The 21,289-nt window shown below is 37.6% G+C and carries 24 protein-coding genes; 12 read left to right on the top strand and 12 right to left on the bottom strand.

Annotated elements, in window-relative coordinates:
• On the bottom strand, positions 1–836 hold an 836-nt coding region (locus JK139_RS13745; protein ID WP_218331639.1), incomplete at its 3' end, for a hypothetical protein.
• Positions 837–1,013: 177 nt separating this feature from the next.
• Here JK139_RS13745 and JK139_RS13740 point away from each other — a divergent pair.
• The 3 genes from JK139_RS13740 (at position 1,014) to JK139_RS13730 (ending at position 5,030) form a co-directional block, all read left to right on the top strand.
• Entirely contained in the window at positions 1,014–3,356 is a 2,343-nt protein-coding gene (locus JK139_RS13740; RefSeq protein WP_218331637.1) for an efflux RND transporter permease subunit, read from the top strand.
• A gap of 287 nt (positions 3,357–3,643) precedes the next feature.
• Positions 3,644–4,552, top strand: a complete 909-nt coding sequence (locus tag JK139_RS13735) for a cation diffusion facilitator family transporter (RefSeq protein ID WP_074420072.1) — start codon at positions 3,644–3,646, stop codon at positions 4,550–4,552.
• A 19-nt stretch (positions 4,553–4,571) separates the two neighbouring features.
• Positions 4,572–5,030 carry an OsmC family protein gene (locus JK139_RS13730; protein WP_074420071.1) on the top strand — a complete coding sequence of 153 codons (459 nt, stop codon included), beginning with the start codon at positions 4,572–4,574 and terminating at the stop codon, positions 5,028–5,030.
• Between the two features lie 98 nt (positions 5,031–5,128).
• On the opposite strand, the gene JK139_RS13725 is transcribed toward JK139_RS13730, so the two are convergent.
• The 3 genes from JK139_RS13725 to rpoN form a co-directional block, all read right to left on the bottom strand.
• Positions 5,129–5,503, bottom strand: a complete 375-nt coding sequence (locus tag JK139_RS13725) for a GxxExxY protein (protein WP_074420070.1) — start codon at positions 5,501–5,503, stop codon at positions 5,129–5,131.
• A gap of 331 nt (positions 5,504–5,834) precedes the next feature.
• A complete protein-coding gene (locus JK139_RS13720) occupies positions 5,835–6,512 on the bottom strand; it encodes a hypothetical protein (protein ID WP_074420069.1) in 678 nt (225 codons plus the stop codon).
• A gap of 3 nt (positions 6,513–6,515) precedes the next feature.
• Complete coding sequence (gene rpoN, locus JK139_RS13715) at positions 6,516–8,006, bottom strand: RNA polymerase factor sigma-54 (protein ID WP_074420068.1); 1,491 nt, start codon at positions 8,004–8,006, stop codon at positions 6,516–6,518.
• 165 nt (positions 8,007–8,171) lie between these two features.
• On the opposite strand from rpoN, the gene JK139_RS13710 reads away from it, so the two are divergent.
• The gene (locus JK139_RS13710; protein WP_074420067.1) at positions 8,172–8,444 is read left to right on the top strand and encodes a hypothetical protein; all 273 of its coding nucleotides are present in this window, start codon (positions 8,172–8,174) and stop codon (positions 8,442–8,444) included.
• Positions 8,445–8,455: 11 nt separating this feature from the next.
• Here JK139_RS13710 and JK139_RS13705 read toward each other — a convergent pair whose 3' ends face one another.
• The 7 genes from JK139_RS13705 to JK139_RS13675 form a co-directional block, all read right to left on the bottom strand.
• On the bottom strand, positions 8,456–8,914 hold the full coding sequence (locus tag JK139_RS13705) for a hypothetical protein (protein ID WP_074420066.1): 459 nt from the start codon (positions 8,912–8,914) through the stop codon (positions 8,456–8,458).
• Positions 8,915–8,924: 10 nt separating this feature from the next.
• Entirely contained in the window at positions 8,925–10,142 is a 1,218-nt protein-coding gene (locus JK139_RS13700; protein ID WP_218331629.1) for a DegT/DnrJ/EryC1/StrS family aminotransferase, read from the bottom strand.
• A gap of 271 nt (positions 10,143–10,413) precedes the next feature.
• Positions 10,414–11,034 carry a class I SAM-dependent methyltransferase gene (locus tag JK139_RS13695; RefSeq protein WP_074420064.1) on the bottom strand — a complete coding sequence of 207 codons (621 nt, stop codon included), beginning with the start codon at positions 11,032–11,034 and terminating at the stop codon, positions 10,414–10,416.
• A 319-nt stretch (positions 11,035–11,353) separates the two neighbouring features.
• Positions 11,354–12,040 carry an SDR family NAD(P)-dependent oxidoreductase gene (locus JK139_RS13690; protein ID WP_074420063.1) on the bottom strand — a complete coding sequence of 229 codons (687 nt, stop codon included), beginning with the start codon at positions 12,038–12,040 and terminating at the stop codon, positions 11,354–11,356.
• Positions 12,041–12,212: 172 nt separating this feature from the next.
• Positions 12,213–12,677 carry a lipocalin-like domain-containing protein gene (locus JK139_RS13685; RefSeq protein ID WP_074420062.1) on the bottom strand — a complete coding sequence of 155 codons (465 nt, stop codon included), beginning with the start codon at positions 12,675–12,677 and terminating at the stop codon, positions 12,213–12,215.
• 149 nt (positions 12,678–12,826) lie between these two features.
• On the bottom strand, positions 12,827–13,414 hold the full coding sequence (locus tag JK139_RS13680; RefSeq protein WP_074420061.1) for a hypothetical protein: 588 nt from the start codon (positions 13,412–13,414) through the stop codon (positions 12,827–12,829).
• A 390-nt stretch (positions 13,415–13,804) separates the two neighbouring features.
• Positions 13,805–14,284, bottom strand: coding sequence for a DUF3644 domain-containing protein (locus JK139_RS13675; RefSeq protein ID WP_074420060.1), 480 nt, complete (start codon positions 14,282–14,284; stop codon positions 13,805–13,807).
• 560 nt (positions 14,285–14,844) lie between these two features.
• Here JK139_RS13675 and JK139_RS13670 point away from each other — a divergent pair.
• The 4 genes from JK139_RS13670 to JK139_RS13655 all read left to right on the top strand — a co-directional run bounded on the left by JK139_RS13670 (position 14,845) and on the right by JK139_RS13655 (position 17,903).
• On the top strand, positions 14,845–14,994 hold the full coding sequence (locus JK139_RS13670; RefSeq protein WP_179853749.1) for a hypothetical protein: 150 nt from the start codon (positions 14,845–14,847) through the stop codon (positions 14,992–14,994).
• A gap of 108 nt (positions 14,995–15,102) precedes the next feature.
• Positions 15,103–15,759 carry a DsbA family protein gene (locus tag JK139_RS13665; protein WP_074420059.1) on the top strand — a complete coding sequence of 219 codons (657 nt, stop codon included), beginning with the start codon at positions 15,103–15,105 and terminating at the stop codon, positions 15,757–15,759.
• Positions 15,760–15,898: 139 nt separating this feature from the next.
• On the top strand, positions 15,899–17,434 hold the full coding sequence (locus JK139_RS13660) for a S10 family peptidase (RefSeq protein WP_074420058.1): 1,536 nt from the start codon (positions 15,899–15,901) through the stop codon (positions 17,432–17,434).
• Positions 17,435–17,549: 115 nt separating this feature from the next.
• Positions 17,550–17,903, top strand: coding sequence for a hypothetical protein (locus JK139_RS13655; RefSeq protein ID WP_074420057.1), 354 nt, complete (start codon positions 17,550–17,552; stop codon positions 17,901–17,903).
• A 10-nt stretch (positions 17,904–17,913) separates the two neighbouring features.
• On the opposite strand, the gene JK139_RS13650 is transcribed toward JK139_RS13655, so the two are convergent.
• Positions 17,914–18,522, bottom strand: a complete 609-nt coding sequence (locus JK139_RS13650; RefSeq protein ID WP_074420075.1) for a DNA-3-methyladenine glycosylase family protein — start codon at positions 18,520–18,522, stop codon at positions 17,914–17,916.
• Positions 18,523–18,635: 113 nt separating this feature from the next.
• Here JK139_RS13650 and JK139_RS13645 point away from each other — a divergent pair, with 113 nt between their 5' ends.
• From JK139_RS13645 to JK139_RS13630, 4 genes are all read left to right on the top strand, one after another.
• Positions 18,636–18,797, top strand: coding sequence for a hypothetical protein (locus tag JK139_RS13645; RefSeq protein ID WP_179853748.1), 162 nt, complete (start codon positions 18,636–18,638; stop codon positions 18,795–18,797).
• A gap of 57 nt (positions 18,798–18,854) precedes the next feature.
• Entirely contained in the window at positions 18,855–20,057 is a 1,203-nt protein-coding gene (locus JK139_RS13640; protein WP_074420055.1) for an MFS transporter, read from the top strand.
• A 360-nt stretch (positions 20,058–20,417) separates the two neighbouring features.
• Complete coding sequence (locus JK139_RS13635; protein ID WP_074420054.1) at positions 20,418–20,819, top strand: OsmC family protein; 402 nt, start codon at positions 20,418–20,420, stop codon at positions 20,817–20,819.
• Positions 20,816–21,265: a (4Fe-4S)-binding protein gene (locus JK139_RS13630; RefSeq protein WP_074420053.1), complete on the top strand. Its 450-nt coding sequence runs from the start codon at positions 20,816–20,818 to the stop codon at positions 21,263–21,265. Before JK139_RS13635 ends, JK139_RS13630 begins: the two co-directional genes overlap by 4 nt.
• The last annotated feature ends 24 nt before the right edge of the window (positions 21,266–21,289 follow it).

Here is a 21,289-nt window from a genome sequence, read left to right as displayed (position 1 = left end):
ATATTATTCCAGGTAGTACCATTATCCGTACTTTTTTGCCATTGATAAGCAGGTGCTGTGAAAGGATTGTTGACCAAGGAAGCCACTATATTGGCTGTACTACCCACACAAACCGAATTTGCTGTTGTAATATTGGCTGTTACGTTGGGGGTACAGGCAGTAAATAATATATCATCCAATGCCAAATCATTGCCACATTGTGCACCGCCTCCATAATAGTCTACCATTTCTAACACTAACGTATTCATTCCGGCAGGTAAAGCAAACTGAAAGCCGTATTGGTTCCAGTTTAATGGACCGGCTGTGGGAGACAAGGGCAAATTACCGGTTGTTATGGTACCTAAAATATTCCCATTCAAATCCTTTACATTAAAAATTACCCTGGCATAAACCAGTCCTGATCCACAAACTGTTTGTGTATTTGGAGAGTTAACGTTGGCTAACCAGGCTGAAAAGTTAAAAACAGAGCCATCACATAAGTTACTAACGGTATCTCTGAAATAAATGGAATTATTACCTCCGGCATTCACTAAAAACATATTACCATTGGTATTACCAGTGTGGTCGCCACCGATTGCCCAGTCACTTTTATGGGCATTTTGTACTAATGGTGTAATAATATAATGCCCATCGGTACCCACGTTCCCATAAATATAACTGGTTGAACCAGGAGCAGCCTCTGAAGTAGCAGTTGGAGAACTTGCAGTTCCAAAATCCTGAATAAACACAGGCTTTAAAGCTGCGCTGTTGCATAAGCCACTGGTTTGTGATTGTACCTGGGTAAATCCTCCAAGTGTGGCAAATACCCATAGCATTATGCGTGTGGTACTCTTCATAGAAAATTGGAATTGCAACACTAATATACAAACGTCTTTTAACGAAAGTTTATCATTTCTATATTTTAATCAAAGTGTATCTAAATGGCTACAAGTCATGTAAATATTGTACTACAAGTTTCATTCTGCGTTTTATTTTATTTATTTGCAGAACCGGAAATCATCAAACCAAACCACATGTGGTACTCATTAGGTAAGTTTATTATTAAGTATAGAATTGTATTGTTATTTGTATTGTTGTTAGTAATTGGCTTTATGGGCTGGCAGGCTTCAAAAGTGCAGTTGAGTTATGATTTTACCAAAGCCATTCCCACCAATAACCAAAAGTATAAGGAATATGAAGCATTTTTAAAAACTTTTGGCAGTGATGGTGGCATAATGGTGATTGGCATACAAGACAGTGCTTTTTATACCCCAAAACTTTTTAATGCCGCAACCAACTTAGGCAAAACATTAAAAACCATTCCGGCAGTACAAAATGTTTTGAGCATTCCCGACGCTTTTAATCTTGTAAAAGACAGTGTCACGGAAGCCTTAGTTCCAAAAAAAATATTTCATTATCCTTATACCACACAAGATGCCTTAACAAAGGATGAAAACCAATTCAATAACCTGCCATTTTATCGCAATCTGTTGTATAATCCGAAAACCCATGCTTATTTAATGGCCGTTACGCTGAATAATGATTCCGTTAACAGCAAGGCCCGCACTTTTTTAATTCAGCGCATACAGAATAAGGTAGATGCCTTTCAACAACAAACCGGTATTGAAACATATTTAAGTGGATTACCATATATTAGAACCATCATCAGCAACCGCATTAAACAGGAAATGAACTGGTTTATTTATGGTTCATTTTTGCTTTCTGCCATAACATTATTCCTGTTCTTCCGCTCATTAAGCACAACTATTATGAGTTTACTGGTAGTTGGCTTCGGGGTGATTACTACACTCGGCACCATGGTTTTAATAGGTTATAAAATCACCTTATTAACAGCTTTAATCCCTTCTTTAATTGTTGTAATTGGTATTCCCAATTGCATTTATTTTCTCAATAAATACCATTTGGCCTATAGAGATACAGGCGATAAGGAAAAGGCACTGATTCAAATGGTTGGCCGTATGGGTATTGTTACCTTATTCTGCAATCTAGCTGCCGCCATTGGGTTTGCTGTTTTTGCTCTTACCAAAAGTCAGTTGTTGAAAGAGTTTGGCGTGGTTTCCGGTATTAATATCATGGCCTTGTTCTTTATTTCTTTGGTTTTTATTCCTATTATACTCAGTTTTTTACCCGCACCACAAGCCAAACATGTGCGCTATTTGGATAATAAAATTTTAGAAAAAATATTGGTAGGAATTGAACGTTGGGCGCTTTACCATTCTCGTTGGGTATATGCCGTAACCATTGCAGTTACTTTGTTTGCCATTGCAGGTATCTTCCGATTAAAAAGTGAAAGTTATATTGTGGATGACCTTCCTAAAAAAGATAAAATATACACCGACCTGAAATGGTTTGAAAACAATTTTAAAGGTATTATGCCCTTGGAAATTATTGTAGATACCAAAAAGAAAATGGGTTTAGTCCGCTCTACCCGGCCATTGCAAAAAATAGATGTATTCTCGCAGTACATTGCCCAAAATCCGGCCACCGCCAAACCACTGTCTATTGTGCAAGGATTGAAATTTGCCAAGCAGGCTTATTTTGATGGCGATAGCGCCAGTTATACTGTTCCTTATGAAAGTGATATGATTTTTTTGGCTCCTTACTTAAGGACAAAGACTGATACCCATAACAAAACCGGTTTCAGTAAACTGATGAACAGTTTTATGGATTCAGAAAAAGAGAAAGCAAGGATTAGTGTGAATATGAAAGATATAGGCAGTATTGCATTACAACAACTCATTCACCAATTTCAACAAAAGGCGGATCAAATTTTTGATACGGCCAATTATACCATCACTTTTACAGGCAGCAGTGTTACTTTTTTAGAAGGCTCCAGCTTTATTATCAATGGTTTAAAAGACAGTATTTTCTGGGCATTTTTATTAATAGCCCTTGCTATGTTTATCCTCTTTAAATCCTTGCGTATTTTAATCTGCTCTTTAATTCCCAACCTCATTCCATTAGTCATTACAGCCGGACTAATGGGGTGGCTGAATATTACCATCAAACCCTCTACCGTTTTGGTTTTCAGTGTTGCATTGGGTATTGTAATTGATGTTACCATTCGCTTTTTGGTGAATTTCAAACAAGAGTTACCCCATTATAATTTTCAGGTAAAACAAACCATTGTACAAACCATTCGATACACCGGTGTAAGTATTATTTATACCTCGCTGGTGTTAATTGCAGGCTTTGTGATTTTTTGTTTCAGCAATTTTGGCGGCACGCAGGTATTGGGCTGGTTAACTTCCTTTACATTGGTAATGGGTACCCTTACCAATTTAATTTTATTGCCGGTACTTTTAATCAGTGTGGCAAAAAAAGACCAGAAAAAGCAGGAAGTAAATCCTTACTAAGAAAATATTTTTCGCCCATTACAAGATTTAAAGTATAGTGTAATCATCAGTAGAATCAATTATTGCATAAGATTGGTTCAATAAAATGCATCCCAAAATGGATGAAACAGCACATACATTGAAAATGAAATTTTCACTAAAGTATTGTATACTTTTTGGAGTTTATACATTGAGAAGGGTGACAGGTAATAAATATTACTTACAAAACAATTTTTATTACACTAAATAAAATACAGAAATTTATACCACCATACAGTTGCCACGCATTACCCACAAACATTTGTAAAATGCATGACCATCACCATCACTCGCATCACCATTCCAATACCATCAGTAACCTGAATAGGGCTTTTAGGATTGGCATTGTTTTGAATACCTTATTTGTAATAGTGGAAGCAGTCAGCGGTTTCTATTATCACTCTATGGCATTGCTGTCGGATGCCGGACATAATCTGAGTGATGTAGCCGGTTTGTTTTTGGCCATGCTGGCCTATCGATTAGCGCAATCCAAACCCACAGCAACCTTTACGTATGGATATCGGAAATCTACGGTATTGGTATCGCTCATCAATGCCGTTATATTGTTGATTGCAGTGGCAACTATTATTTGGGAAAGCATTACCCGTTTTAAAACCCCTGAAATTATTAATGGAGAAAATATGGCATTAGTTGCAGGCATTGGTATTGTGATCAATGCAACTACTGCACTGTTATTTTTAAAAGGAAAAGAAACAGACTTGAACATTAAAGGCGCTTATTTGCACATGGCTGCAGATGCATTGGTTTCATTGGGTGTAGTCATTGCAGGTATATTGATTCAATATACTGGTTGGTATTGGCTCGATGCAGTCATTGGTATTGTGATTGCCATTGTTGTTTTATTCAGTACCATTAATTTATTGAAAGACAGTTTCAATTTATCGATCGATGCAGTACCCAAAGGCATTCATTTGGCCGATGTTCAAAAAAAAATAGAATCCGTGCCCGGCGTTTTAAGTGTACATCACTTACATGTATGGGCCATCAGTACTACCTACAATGCTTTAACGGCACATATTGTAGTGGCAGATTCTGCCAGCATTGCTACCATCACCACCATAAAAGAAGCCATCCGGCACGAACTGGAACATGCAAATATTCGACACAGCACATTGGAATTTGAAATGGATTGTGAAAATTGTAAAGAAGAAATTTAAAAAATAAAAAACAAATACCATGGAAGCACATTATTATCAGGTAGATGTGAACTGGAATTCAGAACGCAAAGGGGTGATGTGTTCACCCGAATTAAACAAAGATGCAGGCAGTTGTATTGAAGTAGCCACTCCGCCCGATTTTCCGAAAGGTATGCCGGGCATTTGGTCGCCCGAACATTTGTTTACGGCAGCCGTAAGCAGTTGCTTAATGACTACTTTCTTGGCCATCGCTGAAAATTCAAAATTAACCTATACAGGTTTCAGTTGCCGGTCAAAAGGAAAATTAGAACAGGTAGATGGTAAATTTATGATGAGTGAAGTGGTATTAGAACCCACGGTAACCATTACCGATGAAAAAGACCGGGAAAGAGCAGAAAGGGTACTTCAAAAATCAGAGGCTGCTTGCTTAATTTCTAATTCCGTGAAATCAAAAATTACCATGATGCCTACTATCCTGGTTCAAGCCACAAATACATAAATTTTACTGCCACGAATGCACGAATACCTCTTGCACACTTCCCTTCGTGCAAATTCGTGTTATTCGTGGCTAAAAAAATTATTGTATTTCGGAAAAATCTATAAAACAATTCGTTTATAACTTAATTTCTCTTCTCCAAAATTTACAAGTAATGAAAGTCTATTACAAGAAACTTTCAGATAGTTGATGCATTGTGCTGTGAATTCTTCTGCAATTTGAGAAACCCCTTTTACTTCAAGAATAATTTTATCGTACAATACAAAGTCGGCATAAAACTTATGTGGAAGTATGAAATCTTTATAATTAACAGCGTATTCTTTCTCTCTTTCAAATGGAATCCCTGCTAATTTAAATTCATATTCTAAAGCATCCTTATAAACAATTTCTAAGAAACCGGCACCCAAGAATTTGTGAACCTCCATACATACCCCAATAATGCTGTAGCTTTCTTCTTTGTAAATTATTTTTTCCATATAATTTCTTTATGTTTTCAAATGTAAGAAACTAACTATCCCAATTTATCTTCGAATATAATTCGAGACAATATCCCTAAAATCATTTCGATTAAACATGCGCTTATCCTAATCCACAGACATTCATATTGAAAAATATGAAGGATAGCCTAACAAGAGATTTTATGTTTATTCTTGCACATTTCCCTTCGTGCAAATTCGTGTTATTTGTGGCTATACCACAATCAATGCATAATATATGTTGCCGCGAATGCACGAATATTTTTTCTCCCACACCATTCCTGTGCATTAGGGTAATTCGTGGCTAACTAAAAATAAAGCTGTGGCCCGGTTACATCGCAAAAAAGTAACCAATTAATTGGCAGGCTATACCCAATATTAAACCGGCATACACTTCCTGTGTGGTATGGTCGCTAACAATCAATCGGCTGGTAGCTACCATACCAGTTATAAGCGCAGTAATGCTAATGGCCATTCCCATGGGTGTTTGGTAAAAAAAAGAAAGCAATATCATGGCAGCCAATAAACTACCCATGGAAATACCATGTAAACTGATTTTGATAAAATTATTAATCACAAGTCCGATGGAAGTTGAGATGAAAATGCCAAAATAAAAAAACTGCAATGCCTCAGGCTGATTGGTCATGTTTTTACTGAGGTAATACATCCACCAGTAAAAAAACATGGTAATCATATACGGTGCTATGCGCTCTTTAGCGGTTCGCAAATAAATGCTGGATACAAATTTTAATTTATACAATAAAAACACAGCAAATGCAGGAAAGAAAGCTGTCATCCAAAAAGTACTAAACACCTTTAATTTTAACTGATATACACTGATATCTGTAAACAGATAAGGAAACCGATATACCAAATACAAAAAAAAGTAAGTAGGTATAAACAAAGGATGAAATAAATACGAAAGCACTTTAGCCGGAAATACCAGCCATAAACTTTTTACAGGGGTAGTATATAATTGCTCCTCCATATCCATATTTTTTGTTGTCATACTTTATAATTGTTTACGCAAACGAGCTACCGGTATGTTCAATTGTTCCCGATATTTAGCAACGGTTCGCCTTGCAATATTGTAGCCTTTCTGGTTCAACATATCGGTTAATTGTTCATCGCTCAACGGTTTTCGCTTATCTTCCCTTTCAATCATATCACTCAATATCTTTTTCACTTCACGGGTACTTACTTCTTCACCGCTATCGGTACTTAAACTTTCACTGAAAAAATATTTCAACCGGTAGGTACCAAATTCAGTTTGCACAAATTTGCTGTTGGCCACCCTGCTAACGGTTGATATATCTAAGCCGGTTTTCTCTGCAATATCTTTTAAAATCATGGGCTTTAAATTAGTTTCATCGCCCGTTAAAAAAAAATCTTTCTGATGGTTCATAATCGCTTCCATAGTTACCGCCAGAGTTTGCTGCCGTTGTTTTATCATATCAATAAACCATTTGGCGGCATCAATTTTTTGTTTAATAAACAAAACTGCTTCTTTTTGGCGTTTATCTTTTTTACTGCCGCGTTCATATTCCCGCATCATTTCGCGATAGGTATCACTAATGCGTAAATCGGGAGCATTTTTATTATTCAGGCTTAGCTCTAACCTGCCTGCATTATTAAAAATAAAAAAGTCGGGAATAATGTAACTGTCTACCTTATTCATTTCACCGGCATCGCCACCGGGTTTGGGGTTTAATTTAATAATCTGCTGCATCACTTCTTTCAATGCTTCATCGGTTAAATTCATTCCCCGCTGAATTTTTTCGTAATGCTTTTTGGTAAACTCATCAAAATATTTTTTTAAAATTTCTATGGCTAACGTAACCGACTTGCCGTCATTCTTTTTTCTTTCCAATTGTATCAGCAAACACTCCTGCAAATCGCGGGCTGCCACACCGGGCGGATCAAACTGCTGTATTTTTTTAATCAGTTCTTCCACTTCTTTTTCAGTAGTTATAATGTTTTGCCTGAAAGCCAAATCATCTACTATTGACGAAAGTTCACGCCGCAAATAGCCATCATCATCCAAACTACCAATAATTTGTTCAGCAATCTTGTAATCTTTTTCATCTAAATGCAGCAACCCTAATTGCTGTACCAATAATTCATAAAAACTGGTTTCACTTTTAATGGGTATTACTTTGCCATCATCCAATTCAGGATAATTTTCATCCTTCATTTTATAATCAGCAATCTCTCCATCTTCATCCGCCACATATTCACTCAAATCCAAATTTTCATATTCATCCTCACTCCCGTCTTTTTCAAAATCTTCTTCATTGCTGCTGTCAAACTCATCCTCCAGTTCCGCTTCCATCCCTTCTTCATGCTCATTTTCTTCCATTTCAAGCGCAGGATTTTCTTCCAGTTCTTCTTTAATCCTGTCTTCCAAATAGGCCGTAGGTACCTGCAACAATTTCATCAACTGAATTTGCTGTGGCGATAATTTTTGTAATAATTTTTGTTGTAAACCCTGACTTAATGACATAATCTATCTTTCTTCCTCAATAAAATATATTTGTATGTTACCGGCGCCTGTACTACTATTTTACACCGGTTGCGTCGCACACTGCAAAGTTCTGTTCGCTATTCGGCTCAACAGAAATTGCAGCATCCACAATAACGCCGTAAATTTACGAACAATGCACCCATCATGGCTACGAAACTATTCGGTTTAATGCTAATTTTTATACTAATTTGTAGTATATACCTGTCTGCACAAACACCTGTAACTACTACTGCAACTGCATTGAGCGACAGTACAGCTACAATAACACCCTTCCGCCTGCAACCCAATCATTATACCCGTCAATTACCCTTTTTTTGCCGTGAAGAATGGAAATTTGAGCGAAAAACAAAATTACCCCTGCGGTTTCGGTTGGGCAGTGTGCAATATGTAGACCGATTAGAAGGGAAACTCCATTAAACAAATAATCATTAGTTACCCACACGAATTTGGTTTGCCTTTGCCTGTTGCTGCACCCAACTTTGAATGGATTGTATAGCAGGTGCATCAAAACCCTGCTGCAAATCAATGGTAACTGCTTCACCTGATTTTGGCCACAGCATTAAGGTATTCCCAACCATTCGAATACCCTGCAGGGCCGACCAGTTTATTTTTTCCGGAGCAGTAAACAATGGGAAATTCCACTCCATCCCATCTGCTTCTACAGCAATATAATGGCGTGGTTTTTTCCCGGTTCTTAAACGTATCACGCAATAAGCAATCAACAGCAATGCATACACGATATAAAAGATGCTGCTGCTTTTAGTATGATTGTTTAAATAGACTGCTAACTGAAATGCTAAAAAAACAATATTCAGCAGTATAATTGCATACAATAATTTACGTTGCCATCCGGGCATTACACTACCTTTAAAAGGAAACTGCGGCATGCTGTTTTATTTAAGCGTTCACCTGATGTTGTTGTAAAACCTTTTCAATGGCAGCTACCATTTTTTGTCCTTTTTCAGTAATTTGTTCGGGTGTCCACAACATACTGATAGCAGTAGATATACAACGACTCATCACAGCATCGCTGGCAGAAAAATCCTGCGTTTTTATTTGCAGCAATGCTTTTTGTTGTGCATCATTCAGTGGATTTAATGCGGCTATATTTTTCAAATGATGCCATTTGCGTACATAATGCCAGTTATTATCGAACCAGTAAAAATTGCCGGCTACAATACCCTGTGCTTTCATTTCGGCCACTACGGCTTTGGTAATGGCCTCGGTGGGTAAAAACCAACTGAGAAAAGAACAGCTATCGCCCGATGGGTCAGGTACCTGTCTGAACTGAATGGCCGATACTTTTTCCAATATACTTTTCAGTTGTCCATGGTTATTGCGTTGTATGGCCAAGAAGCGGGGCAGTTTTTTAATTTGCGCCAAACCTACTGCAGCATGCAATTCGCTAATGCGGAAATTATAACCCAAATAAGGGTGTTCATCCACACCACGGTCCACCCCTTTATGATCATGCCCGTGATCGGTATAACCATCACATTTTTCATACAAGGCATGATCGTTGGTCATTACCACGCCCCCTTCAGCACAGGTAATGGTTTTTACAAAATCGAATGAAAAAGTACCGGCGTGGCCAATAGTGCCTAAGGCTTTACCTTTATAAGTACCGCCAATACTCTGGCAGGCGTCTTCCAGTAAAATAAGTTGGTGAGCCTTACAAATTTGCTGTAGTTCATCTAAATTGGCCATACTGCCGCACATGTGCACGGGCATTACACATTTGGTAGCCGGTGTAATGGCTGCTTTTACCGCTACGGGGTTCAGTGTAAGGGTTTCATCCACATCTACCAGTACAGGAATGGCACCCACACTCAATACTGCTTCAAAACTGGCTACAAAGGTAAAGGAGGGCATAATCACCTCATCTCCTGTACCAATACCCAATGCCGCCATAGCTGTAGTTAAGGCAGCAGTACCGCTACTGGTTAATTGTGCATAGCCGCATCCAAAGGTTTGGGTAATGGCTGTTTCCAGCTCTTTTGCTTTCCAAATTCCTTTCCGCGGGCCATCAAAACCATAGCGCATCAGGATACCTGTTTCCAGCACCTCATTCACTTCTTTTCTTTCTTCATCGCCAAATAATTCAAAACCGGGCATATACTATTTTTTAAGAATGATTCAATTTGTGAGGGCAAAGGTAGAAAAATATTGCGGGATGGAATATTTTGTGTAAACTGAAGAGTAGTAACAATTTCTGTTTGTTGTTTGAATGTATGTTATTTCATTCTTCCAGGTATTTTTCTTTGCAACTTGAAGTACAGCGAACATTAAGACAGGTTGTTATGCCTTTTCAACCATTACAAATTGGTATTTGAAAACCACTTGTACCTAATGGGAAAGCAAATTGGTTACCTGTTATTTATTTAAACTATTTACTGATATGGCGTTTAAAACTACAAAAAAGAAAATTTTGTTTTGTATGAAAAGGTGTAATATGGTCTTCCGTGATACAACGTATTTTATCAAAGCCATTTTGTAGTTCAGAGGTTAATGCTGCTTCGCTGTATTGTTTAATTTGCAGGCCGCTGCATTTTTCCGGGCCTTTATCTGAGAAAGTACCAATTGTGATATAACCCGTAACGAAATTTCTTGCAATTGACAGGTATTTGGCAACCTGCTCCTTAGTGATTAAAAAATGAAAAGTTGCTCTGTCGTGCCATATATCATAAGTTGTATCGGGCTTAAATTCAGTAATATCGCTCACCACCCATTTAATTTTTTGCGCTTTATCGCCCAACCGTTTCTTTGCTTTTTCGAGTGCCTGCGATGATATATCTAATACTGTAATATTTTCAAAACCCTCTTCCAACAAATAATCTGCCAGTTTACTATCACCACCACCTATATCTATAATTTTTGCAGTTTTTGATAACCCGAATGAATGTATAAAATCCAGCGATGTTTTTGGCGTTGCTTGTGTCCAACTGACTTGATCGGGTTCTTTTGTTTGATATACATTGTCCCAATGCTTTTGAATTGAATTTTCCATCCTGCAAAGTTTTGAATAAAAATAAATGCATTTTGTGACAAAAGTCGCAGATAAGATTTACAAATAAATACCTTCTCATAAATCCGTAATGCAATCTATTGTAGTAACATCATTTAAAGCAATGATGCTGCTGTTAAAGATACCAACAATACAATTCAAATGCAATTTTAAGCCTGCACATCATTAAGAAATTTAAAGATATTCAAGTAGAATTAACAACATCTATTGTAATTTCCCAAAATTTGTTTTGCATGATTATAAAATTTAGCATCTTAGGAATGAATAAATATGCCTGCAGATTTTGATAGCTTTAATACAGTTATATGATAATCACCCGTTCATTTACATTAGCAATGGCTTTATGGGCATCATCATAAATAATATGGGCAATAGTTTCAGGCTTTGTCCATGTAGAAAAATCGGCATCCGGCATATCGGCCCTGTTTTGCGGCGTATCGATAACCGTTGGTACAATTACAGCAACAACTACGTTGGTTCCTTTTGCCTCTGTATTCATAATTTCAGCCAATCGAAAAAGCAACGACTTGGATAAACCATAGGCCGTTACGCCTTTTGCATGGGTAGTATTTAAACCGGCTTTTGAACCTGTTAAAAACATACGTCCCTGTTTTTGTTGCATCATTTGCAAAAAAACCGGCCTTGCTATGTTATAAGCTGTTTCAAAATTCAACTGCATCTGGGCCTGAATGGCTTTTGTATCGGTTACAGCAATATTTCCCATTGCAAAACCGCCGGCAGTTAAAACAGCCACATCAATACTTCCACTACTTTCTGTAATATTTTGCACCATCGCACTACAGGCGGCTTCATTTAATAAATCTAATTCCACTTGTATAAAAGGATTTTGAGGCACTGTATCATTATCATTGCCCTGTTTTTTGTGTACAAAGCCATATACCTGATATTGATTGTCGGCAAATTTTTGTGCCACTGCTTTTCCCAGATTACCCGCTGCGCCGGTTACCAGCACTATTTTTGAAGGCATAACTTTTTTCTCTTCAAATTTAAGGTATAGATGCCACGAATGATTGCATTGCTATGAATATTTTGGTTGTAGCGAAGTTTGATTGCCACGAATACACGAATATATTTCCTTTCAATTCGTGTTCATTTGCGTTATTCGTGGCTAAAAATAAAAATTAGTGGCTGTGCAATGATTATTTTACCCGAACATACTTTTCAATATTAATTCTGTTTACACCAGCATTATCTACCTTCTCTATTCCTTTTTGAATAAGTGTATCCTGGTGCATGGTAACCGTAAAAGTAAAATCATTGCCCTCCCAGTTTCTGTCACTGCAATATTCTAAATGTTCGGTATATACACTATCGTTCAGTGAATACTTTCCTCCGCCGGCAACAAAAACAGCGACTGAGTCTTTTCCTTTGTTCAAATCATGTTGCAAAAAAGCAAAATGGGTATTGTTGATAATTTTAATGAAAGAAATATTTTTGGTATAATCTGTTACTACCGTATCATTTTTCTGAATCACAGTACCGGTAATCAGTTGCCAGGTTCCTGCCATTGCAAGGGGAGTTTTATTTTCTGCGGCCTGGTTCCTATTTCCGCCACAAGACAGGAAAGTTGTTGCAAGTAAAACAGCAGCTAATTTTGTTTTCATGTTTTTATTTTATACAAAGGTTCACGAATTTGCGATGATATTCAATAACATGTTTCCCCTATCTTAAACTTATTCACAATTAAAAATATTGTTTTGAAAATAAAATCTAAGATTGAAAATAAAATAGTGTATCAGAACAACAGTATAATTTATGAATGAGTTGCCAACCAATTGATGAGCTTTGTATAATTTTCTTCAGAATATTCATATCCCCAGTTGTCTTCGTAATTATTTTGTTCAACCCTTTCTTTTAAATCATCAAGAATATTTTTTAATGTTTTCGCAAAAAAAATAGCCGAAACATTTAAGGCAAATAATAATTTTTTTGAAAGATCAGGTGGTTCTTCAAATTCAAATTTTTGGTAGATGGCACTTTCAAAATTATAATGACATAAATCCTCTATCATTTCCTGATTGATATCTTCCCAGATAAGGATTGTAAAGATTCCATTTGAATTAATAATCAGCCATAAAATAATTGAACCTTCCAAATCGTGAATAACAATAGCTTTTTCATTTAAATACCAATTACCTCTTATATGAAATGGTTTATCTGTTAATAAAAGTACAGTAGCATTTAATAAATCATTCAATGGGTCAGTGCTATAGCTTGCTAAATAACTGAATTGCTTTTCAGGGGTTGCAATGGTAATATCCATCCATCCATGTTCTATTGCCCCTACGCGAATGATAAAATTCTCAACAGTTTGGAAAGGCAATTTTTTAAGAATATCCATATACTCACATATTAAACATTATTATATATAACAATATTAAAAAAATATTGAGGATGTATTATTCAACATGTTTGCAAAACTCAAAATGAACCTATACCCTTAAAAATAAGCAAAAATTTTTACAACCATTAATACTGACTATTAGCTTATCATTATTGCGTGCTTATTTATTATACCATTTGCAAAAAAAGCACAGGTAAACCTATGCTTTGAAAGTTCCAAAAATTGTAACGAATATGATAAGTATTGTTCAAGAGAGTTGACTTTTCCAAAAAGTTTTATTAAGTATTTAACGCGTTGTGCCATTAAGCTCTGAAAAACTTACTGAGCATATGTTTCAATAAACTTGGCTCAACAGCCATTAGTTATAAAGAGTTTACTGAAACACCATTAGGCAATGAGTTTCAAACGAAAACAGATTTTAATAGCACAACACGTTAAGTATTTATTAAAGTTTAATATGCAAGCTTGATAACGTCCACTAATAAAATCATCAAGGTTGAGGGTCATATGATGTTCAATTTCATGCCTCAGACCAATCAAAAATTTGAGATTATTTTTTGCATCATTGTCGATTGGGTAAGCTTTGTCATTCAAACATCTTTCCAACTCCCAAAACTTATATGAACCTCGCTTTGTCCTGTCAAATTTTTTACGCTTGTTCTTAACTTCATGATACCTATATTCTATTCGTTTTGAACGATAATAGGAATGAAGCAGGTAAGTCCATGCAATTATCATTAAAACTGTAAAACTCTCTGATTTAAACTTTATAAGTGGATCATTAAATACTTTTACAGCAGCTAAAGCGCTTTCCTTAGCTTTCTCTAAAAGTTCATGTTGAATTGACCAAACTCGTCTTTTCCTCATCTTGGGTTGTGTCAGATTAATGGCAGTTATCTCTCAAATATACAAAACACCTACCAATTATTATATAAAATAATTAAAATGTATTTATCCTGCTCACTCATTCACTCTATTCACTTACCAAAATACAGATTCGCATGTTTACTATTTCACAAACCTGAGTAGCATCAACCCAAACCGCCCCATCCCATTCACCACTATTGGTATATACCCGCCCCCACCCTTTTTCGATACTGCTTCGATACAACAGCGTTACGCAACGCTGTAAACCGGGAGATGGATGGTGATTGGATGAACCATGTCGGGTGTTTTATCTGCGGTTTTTACGGTAACATTTTGCAGAAAATACCGGCAAAAAAATTTGGAAACCACCTCACAAATGTTGTATATTGAAAACACAAAAAATCAATATACTATGGCAACTGTTTCTTCCTTTTATATGGTACGGCCGGCAATTGGTGCGTAGTAAAACTTCAATCAATAAAAAACGCTTTTTTACTGATTCAGCTTTTGCCCACAACGCCAATACAGCAAATGGCTGAAAATGGCTTCAACGATTGCCAGTGCCATATTTGCTGCAACTGTTTTTTCCTGCTACCACAACGGCAATGCCTGCCGCTATTGGCTTAAACCGGATGCACCATTTTAATGCAGTCAATACCAACAAACCGCTGCGCAGCCCGCAAAGCGGGTACATTCCTTTGCGTATTTAAATCAACAGGAAAAGTATTGTGCTATATGCTTTACCATCCATGAGTATTTGTGTAACAATTTCCTGCTAACTTGCAGCAGCAATATTGCCCAATTGTAGCTTATCGCTTATGCAACCTATTCTCATTTATTGTTATGATGCCTATTGCGGCTGGTGCTATGGTTTTAGTCCGGTTTTAAAAAAAATAACCGCTCAGTTTTCTGAATATTTTTCCGTTGAAGTGCTCAGCGGTGGCATGGTATTGCCCGAACAGCCCACCCCCATTGCCGCAACTGCACAATATATTCAACAGGCTTATACTACTGTTGAAAAAACAACGGGTATTCGCTTTGGCGAAGATTATCTCTGGCATATTTTTCATCCGGAGCTGAGCGACTGGTTTTCGCACTCTGAGAAACCGGCCATTGCACTCTGTATTTTTAAAGAATATTTCCCGGATCAACAATTGGCTTTTGCAAGTGATTTGCAATATGCTTTACACTATGAAGGGAGGGATTTAACAGATGATGAAGCATATCGACACCTGCTTCACAAATACCATTTGCCCATTGATATGTTTTACGAAAAATTGCACAGTGAATTATATAAAGAAAAAGCTTATTACGAATTTGCGCTCTGCAAACAATTACAGGTAACGGGATTCCCGGCCGTATTGCTGCAGGCATCGGATTCTAAATTTTATCTGTTGGCAAGAGGTTATACCGATGAAGACTCACTTACCCTGCGCATTAAAAACGTATTAAATGAACTGAATATAGCACAATAACCTGTTTTTGAGCTTGCTACGCTATAGGGAAATGCTTATTTTTATTAACTTAGGCAATATTTGGTATTTGTTAGAAAAGGAAGATTAAAAATGCAATGCCCCCAATACTTGTATTTATGAAACCATCAATCAATTATATATGAAAAAAATGTACCTATTGCATATTGCATTATTTGCACTATTTGTACAACTATTGGGGCAACCAACACCACCCCCGTCTCCCAAGCCATTGAATGATACTACTTCTGCAAAACCGGTAGTAGCCATTACACACCACAGTATTGTAATTGCCGGCAAAACAGTGAATTATACCGCCACAGCCGGTACCCTTATCTTAAACAATGAAAAGGGCGAACCCATTGCCAGCTTTGGGTTTGTGGCCTATACCAAAGATGGCGTGAGTGATTTGAGTAAACGACCGGTTTTGTTTGGCTATAATGGCGGCCCTGGCTCATCTTCTCTTTGGTTGCACATGGGTGCCTTAGGCCCACGCCGTGTTGTTGTTAACGATTTAGCAGCCCCAACGCCACCGCCTTATAAGGTAGAAGACAACCAGAACTCTATTTTAGATGTAACCGATATTGTGATGATTGACCCCATTGGTACGGGCTTTAGCCATGCCATTGGCAAAGCACAAAACAAAGATTTTTGGGGTGTGGATCAAGATCTGCGCTCTATCAGTAATTTCATTAAAGAATACATTACAGAAAACGACCGTTGGAATTCGCCCAAATATTTATTAGGCGAAAGTTATGGTACCATGCGTTCGGCTGGTGTGGTAAATTACCTGCAGGAACGGTTAGGCATTGCCGTTAATGGTGTGATATTGGTATCTTCCGTTTTAGATCTGCGCCAGCTAACTTTTGGTCCGGGCGATGATATTTCTTATGTAATGTATTTACCCACTTATGCAGCCACTGCTTATTTCCATCATAAATTACCCAATCAGCCCGCTAATTTGCCCGCTTTTTTGGAAGAGGTTACCAACTATGCCAAAGGTGCCTATACCACTGTATTGATGCTGGGCGATAAAATAGATGCAGCCACTAAAAATGCCGTGGCTGAAAAATTAGCCGCTTATACCGGGTTGAGTAAGGACTATCTTTTAAAAGCCAACCTGAGGGTAACGGAGCCACAGTTTACACAGGAATTATTGCGTGATCAGCACCTTACGGTGGGCAGGTTAGATAGTCGCTTTACCGGTATTAATCAAAATTTATTAGCCGAAAATGCAAGATTTGACCCACAAAGCACAGCCATTACACCGGCATATACCGCTACTTTTTTAAATTACCTGTACAATGAGCTGAAGGTGAATAAAACCATGTATTACCATATTTCTGCTTATAATGCAGAAGGATTTAAATGGGATTGGCAGCGCAAAGGCGGCCTTTGGGGCGAAGGAGTTTACCCGCCTTCTACCGCACCAGATTTGGCCAATGCCATGAGCAAGAATCCCAATTTGAAAGTTTTGGTATTCAATGGGTATTATGATTTGGCTACGCCTTTTTATGGTACAGAATACACCATGGATCATTTGGGATTAGAACCCGCTATTCAAAAAAATATCAGTATGAAATATTTTGATGCCGGACACATGATGTATGTGCACCCTGCATCATTGGTTACTTTTAAGAAAGATATTGCAGATTTCATTAACAGCACAAATCCATAAACGAATCTGTTATCTGTTTCCAAACCGGTAACCCTGTATTACAGTTTACCGGTTTTTTGTGTACCCACATCAGAAATGCTTTAACTTCAACGTTATTATTGAAAATAAAACAAACATGGCTAAATACTGGTTACCCGAACCCGAAACACACGATTTTCCGGCAGCGATAGACTATCTGGAATTATTATTTCCTTTACCTGAAGCCAAACAATATGCTGCTCAGCTTCAAAAAGCCAAAACCATTCGCAAAAAAGCAAAAGACATTTTGCGAGCCGCACAATTACCATTATTACCTGCCGATAATTTGCACGTGAATGAAAATATCAAAAAAGTAAAAAAGGGAAAAAAACTTTCCCCAATTTTGTTGATACGTGGTGAGCAAAAATTAATCATTGCCGATGGATACCACCGGCTTTGCGCCATTTATTATTTATCGGAAGACTTGGAAATTCCCTGCCGATTGGTATAATGCATGTTTCTCAATTAAAGTGCGGTGGGTTATCCTTCCAATGCCATAAATGTAAGCAGGCATAAGTGCGATAAGGGCGCCATTTTCTGGCAATTTTTTCTAATTTTTCACGCCGTGCTTTTTTGTCCATTGCCGGAAGTTGATAAATGGCTTGCATAGCTTGTTGAATACCCAAATCATCTGCAGAAAATACGTCTTCTCTTCCTAAAGTAAACATGAGTAACATTTCTACTGTCCAACGCCCTACGCCTTTTATTTGGGTAAGATAATCAATCACTTCCCCATCACTCATTTTACTCAATTGTTTTTGCTCCATACCATTTATTAACGCAAATTGGGCTACGTTATGTACATAATTGGCTTTGGCATGCGATAAACCAATGCTTCTTAATTGTTCATAAGGCGTTTGTGCAATATCGGCGGGGGTAGGAATAGATGGATATAATGCCAGAAATCTGCTTTTTATAACAGCCGCCACTTTTACCGACAGTTGCTGGCCAATAATGGCATTACACAATTGCAGATACACCGGCTTACGCGGCTGCAAACAAAAAGGTTCATGATGCCGGATAACGGTAGCCAGTTTCTTGTCTTTTTGTAAATGTGTGATGTACGACATACTTTTATGAATTGAATACAAACAATACCAAGAATGGCAAGTTAATACAATCGTTCCGAAAACAGTACTGCCATTCATCATTGCAAATGACCTATGAAACACAATTTGTATGCATGAAGCATACCTGCATATTTTGCTATCAACAGGCCGATATTGCTGCACAAAATCAGAGAATGGTAAAGAAGGTAACAGGATATTGGTATAGCTGCCACCATAGTATGGCAGGAAACTTAACCAATATCAAAATAAATAATAGCATTCAAAATGCGACATAAAATGTATTAATTTGCTGCAACAATCCTGTAGCTGAACAGGCCAGTCAGCAAACCTTTATGTTAAAAAATATACTTGCTTTTATTAAAACCAAACCAGTACTGGCAGTGGGTTTTTTATTTGCCACCTCCAGTTTAATTTTTGGAATTTGGGTAGCTTCCATTCCCGGCATTAAAGCCCGTATGGGTTTTAGTGATGGCAGCCTCGGGCTTTCTTTGTTGTTATCGCCTTTAGGAGCCATCACCGGCATGCTGATTTCTACCCGTATTTTCAGTAAAATACCAGTGGGCAAGTGGATGGTAGGTGGCTATATTACCATGGCCTGTATTATGATTGCGCAAATTAATTCGGTGAACAGAACCATGTTTTGGATATGCCTGTATTGTTATGGGTTAACCAGTTTTTTAAATGGCGTATCAAGCAATGCCACGGTGAATTTATTAGAGAAAAAATACAACCGCTTATTCATGAGTACCTGTCATGGTATGTATAGTTTAGGCGGGGCGGTAAGCGCCGGTATTGCGGCCTTGCTATTTTTGGTGCATGTACCACCCGGCATTCAAATTGTGCTGGTGGTATTATTCATTGTTACGGTGATTCTTTCCAACAAAGCACAATTGCTCAGCAATACTGATATCATTCATTCCCGTTCAGAAGTAAAATTACCTTCCTTAACCATATTGGGTATTTCATTTATTTGCATGGTGAGTTTTATGGCGGAAGGTTGTGTAGCCGACTGGAGTGCCATTTATTTTAAAGAAGTATTGCATGCACCCAAAGCATTGCTCAGTTTGGGTTATGCCGGTTTTTCGGTTGCCATGACTTTTGGCAGACTAAATGGCGATACATTGATTACCAAATTAGGCAGTAAAAATATGGTTGTATATGGTGCTATGTTGGCAGCAACCGGATTTTTAGTAGTAGTAACCGCTCCGGTAGCTTTAATAGCAATTATAGGTTATGTGATGGTGGGCTTAGGCAGTTGTTGTATTGTGCCTATTTTATTCAGGGCATCGGCCAATATACCCGGCGTAACAACTGTGGAGGGCTTTGCGATGGTAACTACAGGCGGATTGGTAGGATTTTTAACCGGGCCATCGGTAATTGGATTTATATCAGAGAAAGCAGGACTTTCAAAAGGTTTATCTTTATTGATATTAATGTGCAGCTTATCGGCTTATGTAGCCTACCGCAATCCTTTTATACAAAATAAGGAGCCTCTAACGGTAGACCCCTTGCCTTATGATGAGCAATTGTATTAAGCCATATAAAACCTATTTTGATTTTTTGCGAAAACAATTAGCTTGTTTTAAATTCGCCTCCATATTAACGCTTCAACATACCGTTGCCCCTGAGGGGCTTTGTAGGGATAACCTTCTCCAAAAAAAGTTTGTCATCACTCCGGCGGAGTGAAGTATGATGAAAACAATAGCAGAAAAAAAGTACTCTCCTTTTTCTGCTCTGTAACACCCACCTTCAAAAGTCAATCCAGTAAATCAATACTTTCAGCGGAAGGTTTAAAAAAGTGCGAAAAACAGGAAAAGGAACACCCTGTTTTGAATTGATCTGAAGTTAGATTAGTACATTTAAATACCAATTCACATAAATACCAATTCACACCCATGCAAATTACAGCTACCATACATCGGGAAAAATACAGCACTACATTAGAAACGCCATCAGGAATATTTATTGCCGATGAGCATTTGGATGTAGGTGGCACTCAAAAAGGAATGAATCCACATGAGTTACTATTATCCAGTTTGGCAACCTGCACTGCCATTACACTTAGAATGTATGCCGACAGAAAAGAATGGCCGTTAAACTGTATTCGGGTACAAGTGAATATTACAACAGAAGCCGAACCGGAAAAAGGTACGCAAATAGAAAGAACCATTCAATTCACTGGAACTTTAACAAAAGAACAGGAGGAACGCTTGCTGTATATTGCCAATCGTTGTCCTATCCATAAAATTTTATCGGGAAGCACACATATTCATACAACGCTAAACCATACGCTATGAATAAAGGAACAATGACAAAAAAATATACTAATGGTGAAATAACCATTGTCTGGAAGCCGGGCGTATGCATTCATTCAGGCATTTGTGTACGCGGATTACCACTTGTTTTTAATACTGATCTGAAACCATGGATTAATATACAGGCAGCCACTACTGCACAATTAATACAGCAGGTAAACCAATGCCCGTCAGGCGCTTTATCTTATTACAATAATATTGCAGAAGATGAAAGCTCGGTTGAAATAAAAGCTGAAACGAAATTGGAAGCAGTACCTGACGGACCCTTATTGGTGTATGGAAATGTATGGATTACAGATGCCTTTGGCCATGAAACAAGAAAGAATAAAGTAACGGCATTTTGCAGATGCGGTCAATCGGGTAATAAACCCTTTTGCGATGGTTCACATAAAAAAGCCGGATTTAAAGATGGGAAACCTACAGTATGAATACAAATAAACGAACAGAATAAC

It is taken from the genome of Hydrotalea lipotrueae (genome assembly GCF_019249625.1).
Classification (GTDB): domain Bacteria; phylum Bacteroidota; class Bacteroidia; order Chitinophagales; family Chitinophagaceae; genus Hydrotalea; species Hydrotalea flava.
The sequence above is the reverse complement of the archived record's forward strand: the minus strand, read 5'-3'. Positions and strand labels throughout refer to the sequence as shown.

Excerpts from the sequence above, each read along its gene's own strand:
- JK139_RS13640 (WP_074420055.1), top strand. The coding sequence starts at position 18,855 with ATGTTAAAAAATATACTTGCTTTTATTAAAACCAAACCAGTACTGGCA.
- JK139_RS13730 (WP_074420071.1), top strand. The coding sequence starts at position 4,572 with ATGGAAGCACATTATTATCAGGTAGATGTGAACTGGAATTCAGAACGC.
- JK139_RS13680 (WP_074420061.1), bottom strand. The coding sequence starts at position 13,414 with ATGGATATTCTTAAAAAATTGCCTTTCCAAACTGTTGAGAATTTTATC.
- JK139_RS13735 (WP_074420072.1), top strand. The coding sequence starts at position 3,644 with ATGCATGACCATCACCATCACTCGCATCACCATTCCAATACCATCAGT.
- rpoN (WP_074420068.1), bottom strand. The coding sequence starts at position 8,006 with ATGTCATTAAGTCAGGGTTTACAACAAAAATTATTACAAAAATTATCG.
- JK139_RS13740 (WP_218331637.1), top strand. The coding sequence starts at position 1,014 with ATGTGGTACTCATTAGGTAAGTTTATTATTAAGTATAGAATTGTATTG.
- JK139_RS13705 (WP_074420066.1), bottom strand. The coding sequence starts at position 8,914 with ATGCCGCAGTTTCCTTTTAAAGGTAGTGTAATGCCCGGATGGCAACGT.
- JK139_RS13725 (WP_074420070.1), bottom strand. The coding sequence starts at position 5,503 with ATGGAAAAAATAATTTACAAAGAAGAAAGCTACAGCATTATTGGGGTA.
- JK139_RS13720 (WP_074420069.1), bottom strand. The coding sequence starts at position 6,512 with ATGACAACAAAAAATATGGATATGGAGGAGCAATTATATACTACCCCT.
- JK139_RS13630 (WP_074420053.1), top strand. The coding sequence starts at position 20,816 with ATGAATAAAGGAACAATGACAAAAAAATATACTAATGGTGAAATAACC.
- JK139_RS13710 (WP_074420067.1), top strand. The coding sequence starts at position 8,172 with ATGGCTACGAAACTATTCGGTTTAATGCTAATTTTTATACTAATTTGT.
- JK139_RS13700 (WP_218331629.1), bottom strand. The coding sequence starts at position 10,142 with ATGCCCGGTTTTGAATTATTTGGCGATGAAGAAAGAAAAGAAGTGAAT.
- JK139_RS13650 (WP_074420075.1), bottom strand. The coding sequence starts at position 18,522 with ATGTCGTACATCACACATTTACAAAAAGACAAGAAACTGGCTACCGTT.
- JK139_RS13675 (WP_074420060.1), bottom strand. The coding sequence starts at position 14,284 with ATGAGGAAAAGACGAGTTTGGTCAATTCAACATGAACTTTTAGAGAAA.
- JK139_RS13695 (WP_074420064.1), bottom strand. The coding sequence starts at position 11,034 with ATGGAAAATTCAATTCAAAAGCATTGGGACAATGTATATCAAACAAAA.
- JK139_RS13690 (WP_074420063.1), bottom strand. The coding sequence starts at position 12,040 with ATGCCTTCAAAAATAGTGCTGGTAACCGGCGCAGCGGGTAATCTGGGA.
- JK139_RS13645 (WP_179853748.1), top strand. The coding sequence starts at position 18,636 with ATGAAGCATACCTGCATATTTTGCTATCAACAGGCCGATATTGCTGCA.
- JK139_RS13655 (WP_074420057.1), top strand. The coding sequence starts at position 17,550 with ATGGCTAAATACTGGTTACCCGAACCCGAAACACACGATTTTCCGGCA.
- JK139_RS13635 (WP_074420054.1), top strand. The coding sequence starts at position 20,418 with ATGCAAATTACAGCTACCATACATCGGGAAAAATACAGCACTACATTA.
- JK139_RS13665 (WP_074420059.1), top strand. The coding sequence starts at position 15,103 with ATGCAACCTATTCTCATTTATTGTTATGATGCCTATTGCGGCTGGTGC.
- JK139_RS13660 (WP_074420058.1), top strand. The coding sequence starts at position 15,899 with ATGAAAAAAATGTACCTATTGCATATTGCATTATTTGCACTATTTGTA.
- JK139_RS13685 (WP_074420062.1), bottom strand. The coding sequence starts at position 12,677 with ATGAAAACAAAATTAGCTGCTGTTTTACTTGCAACAACTTTCCTGTCT.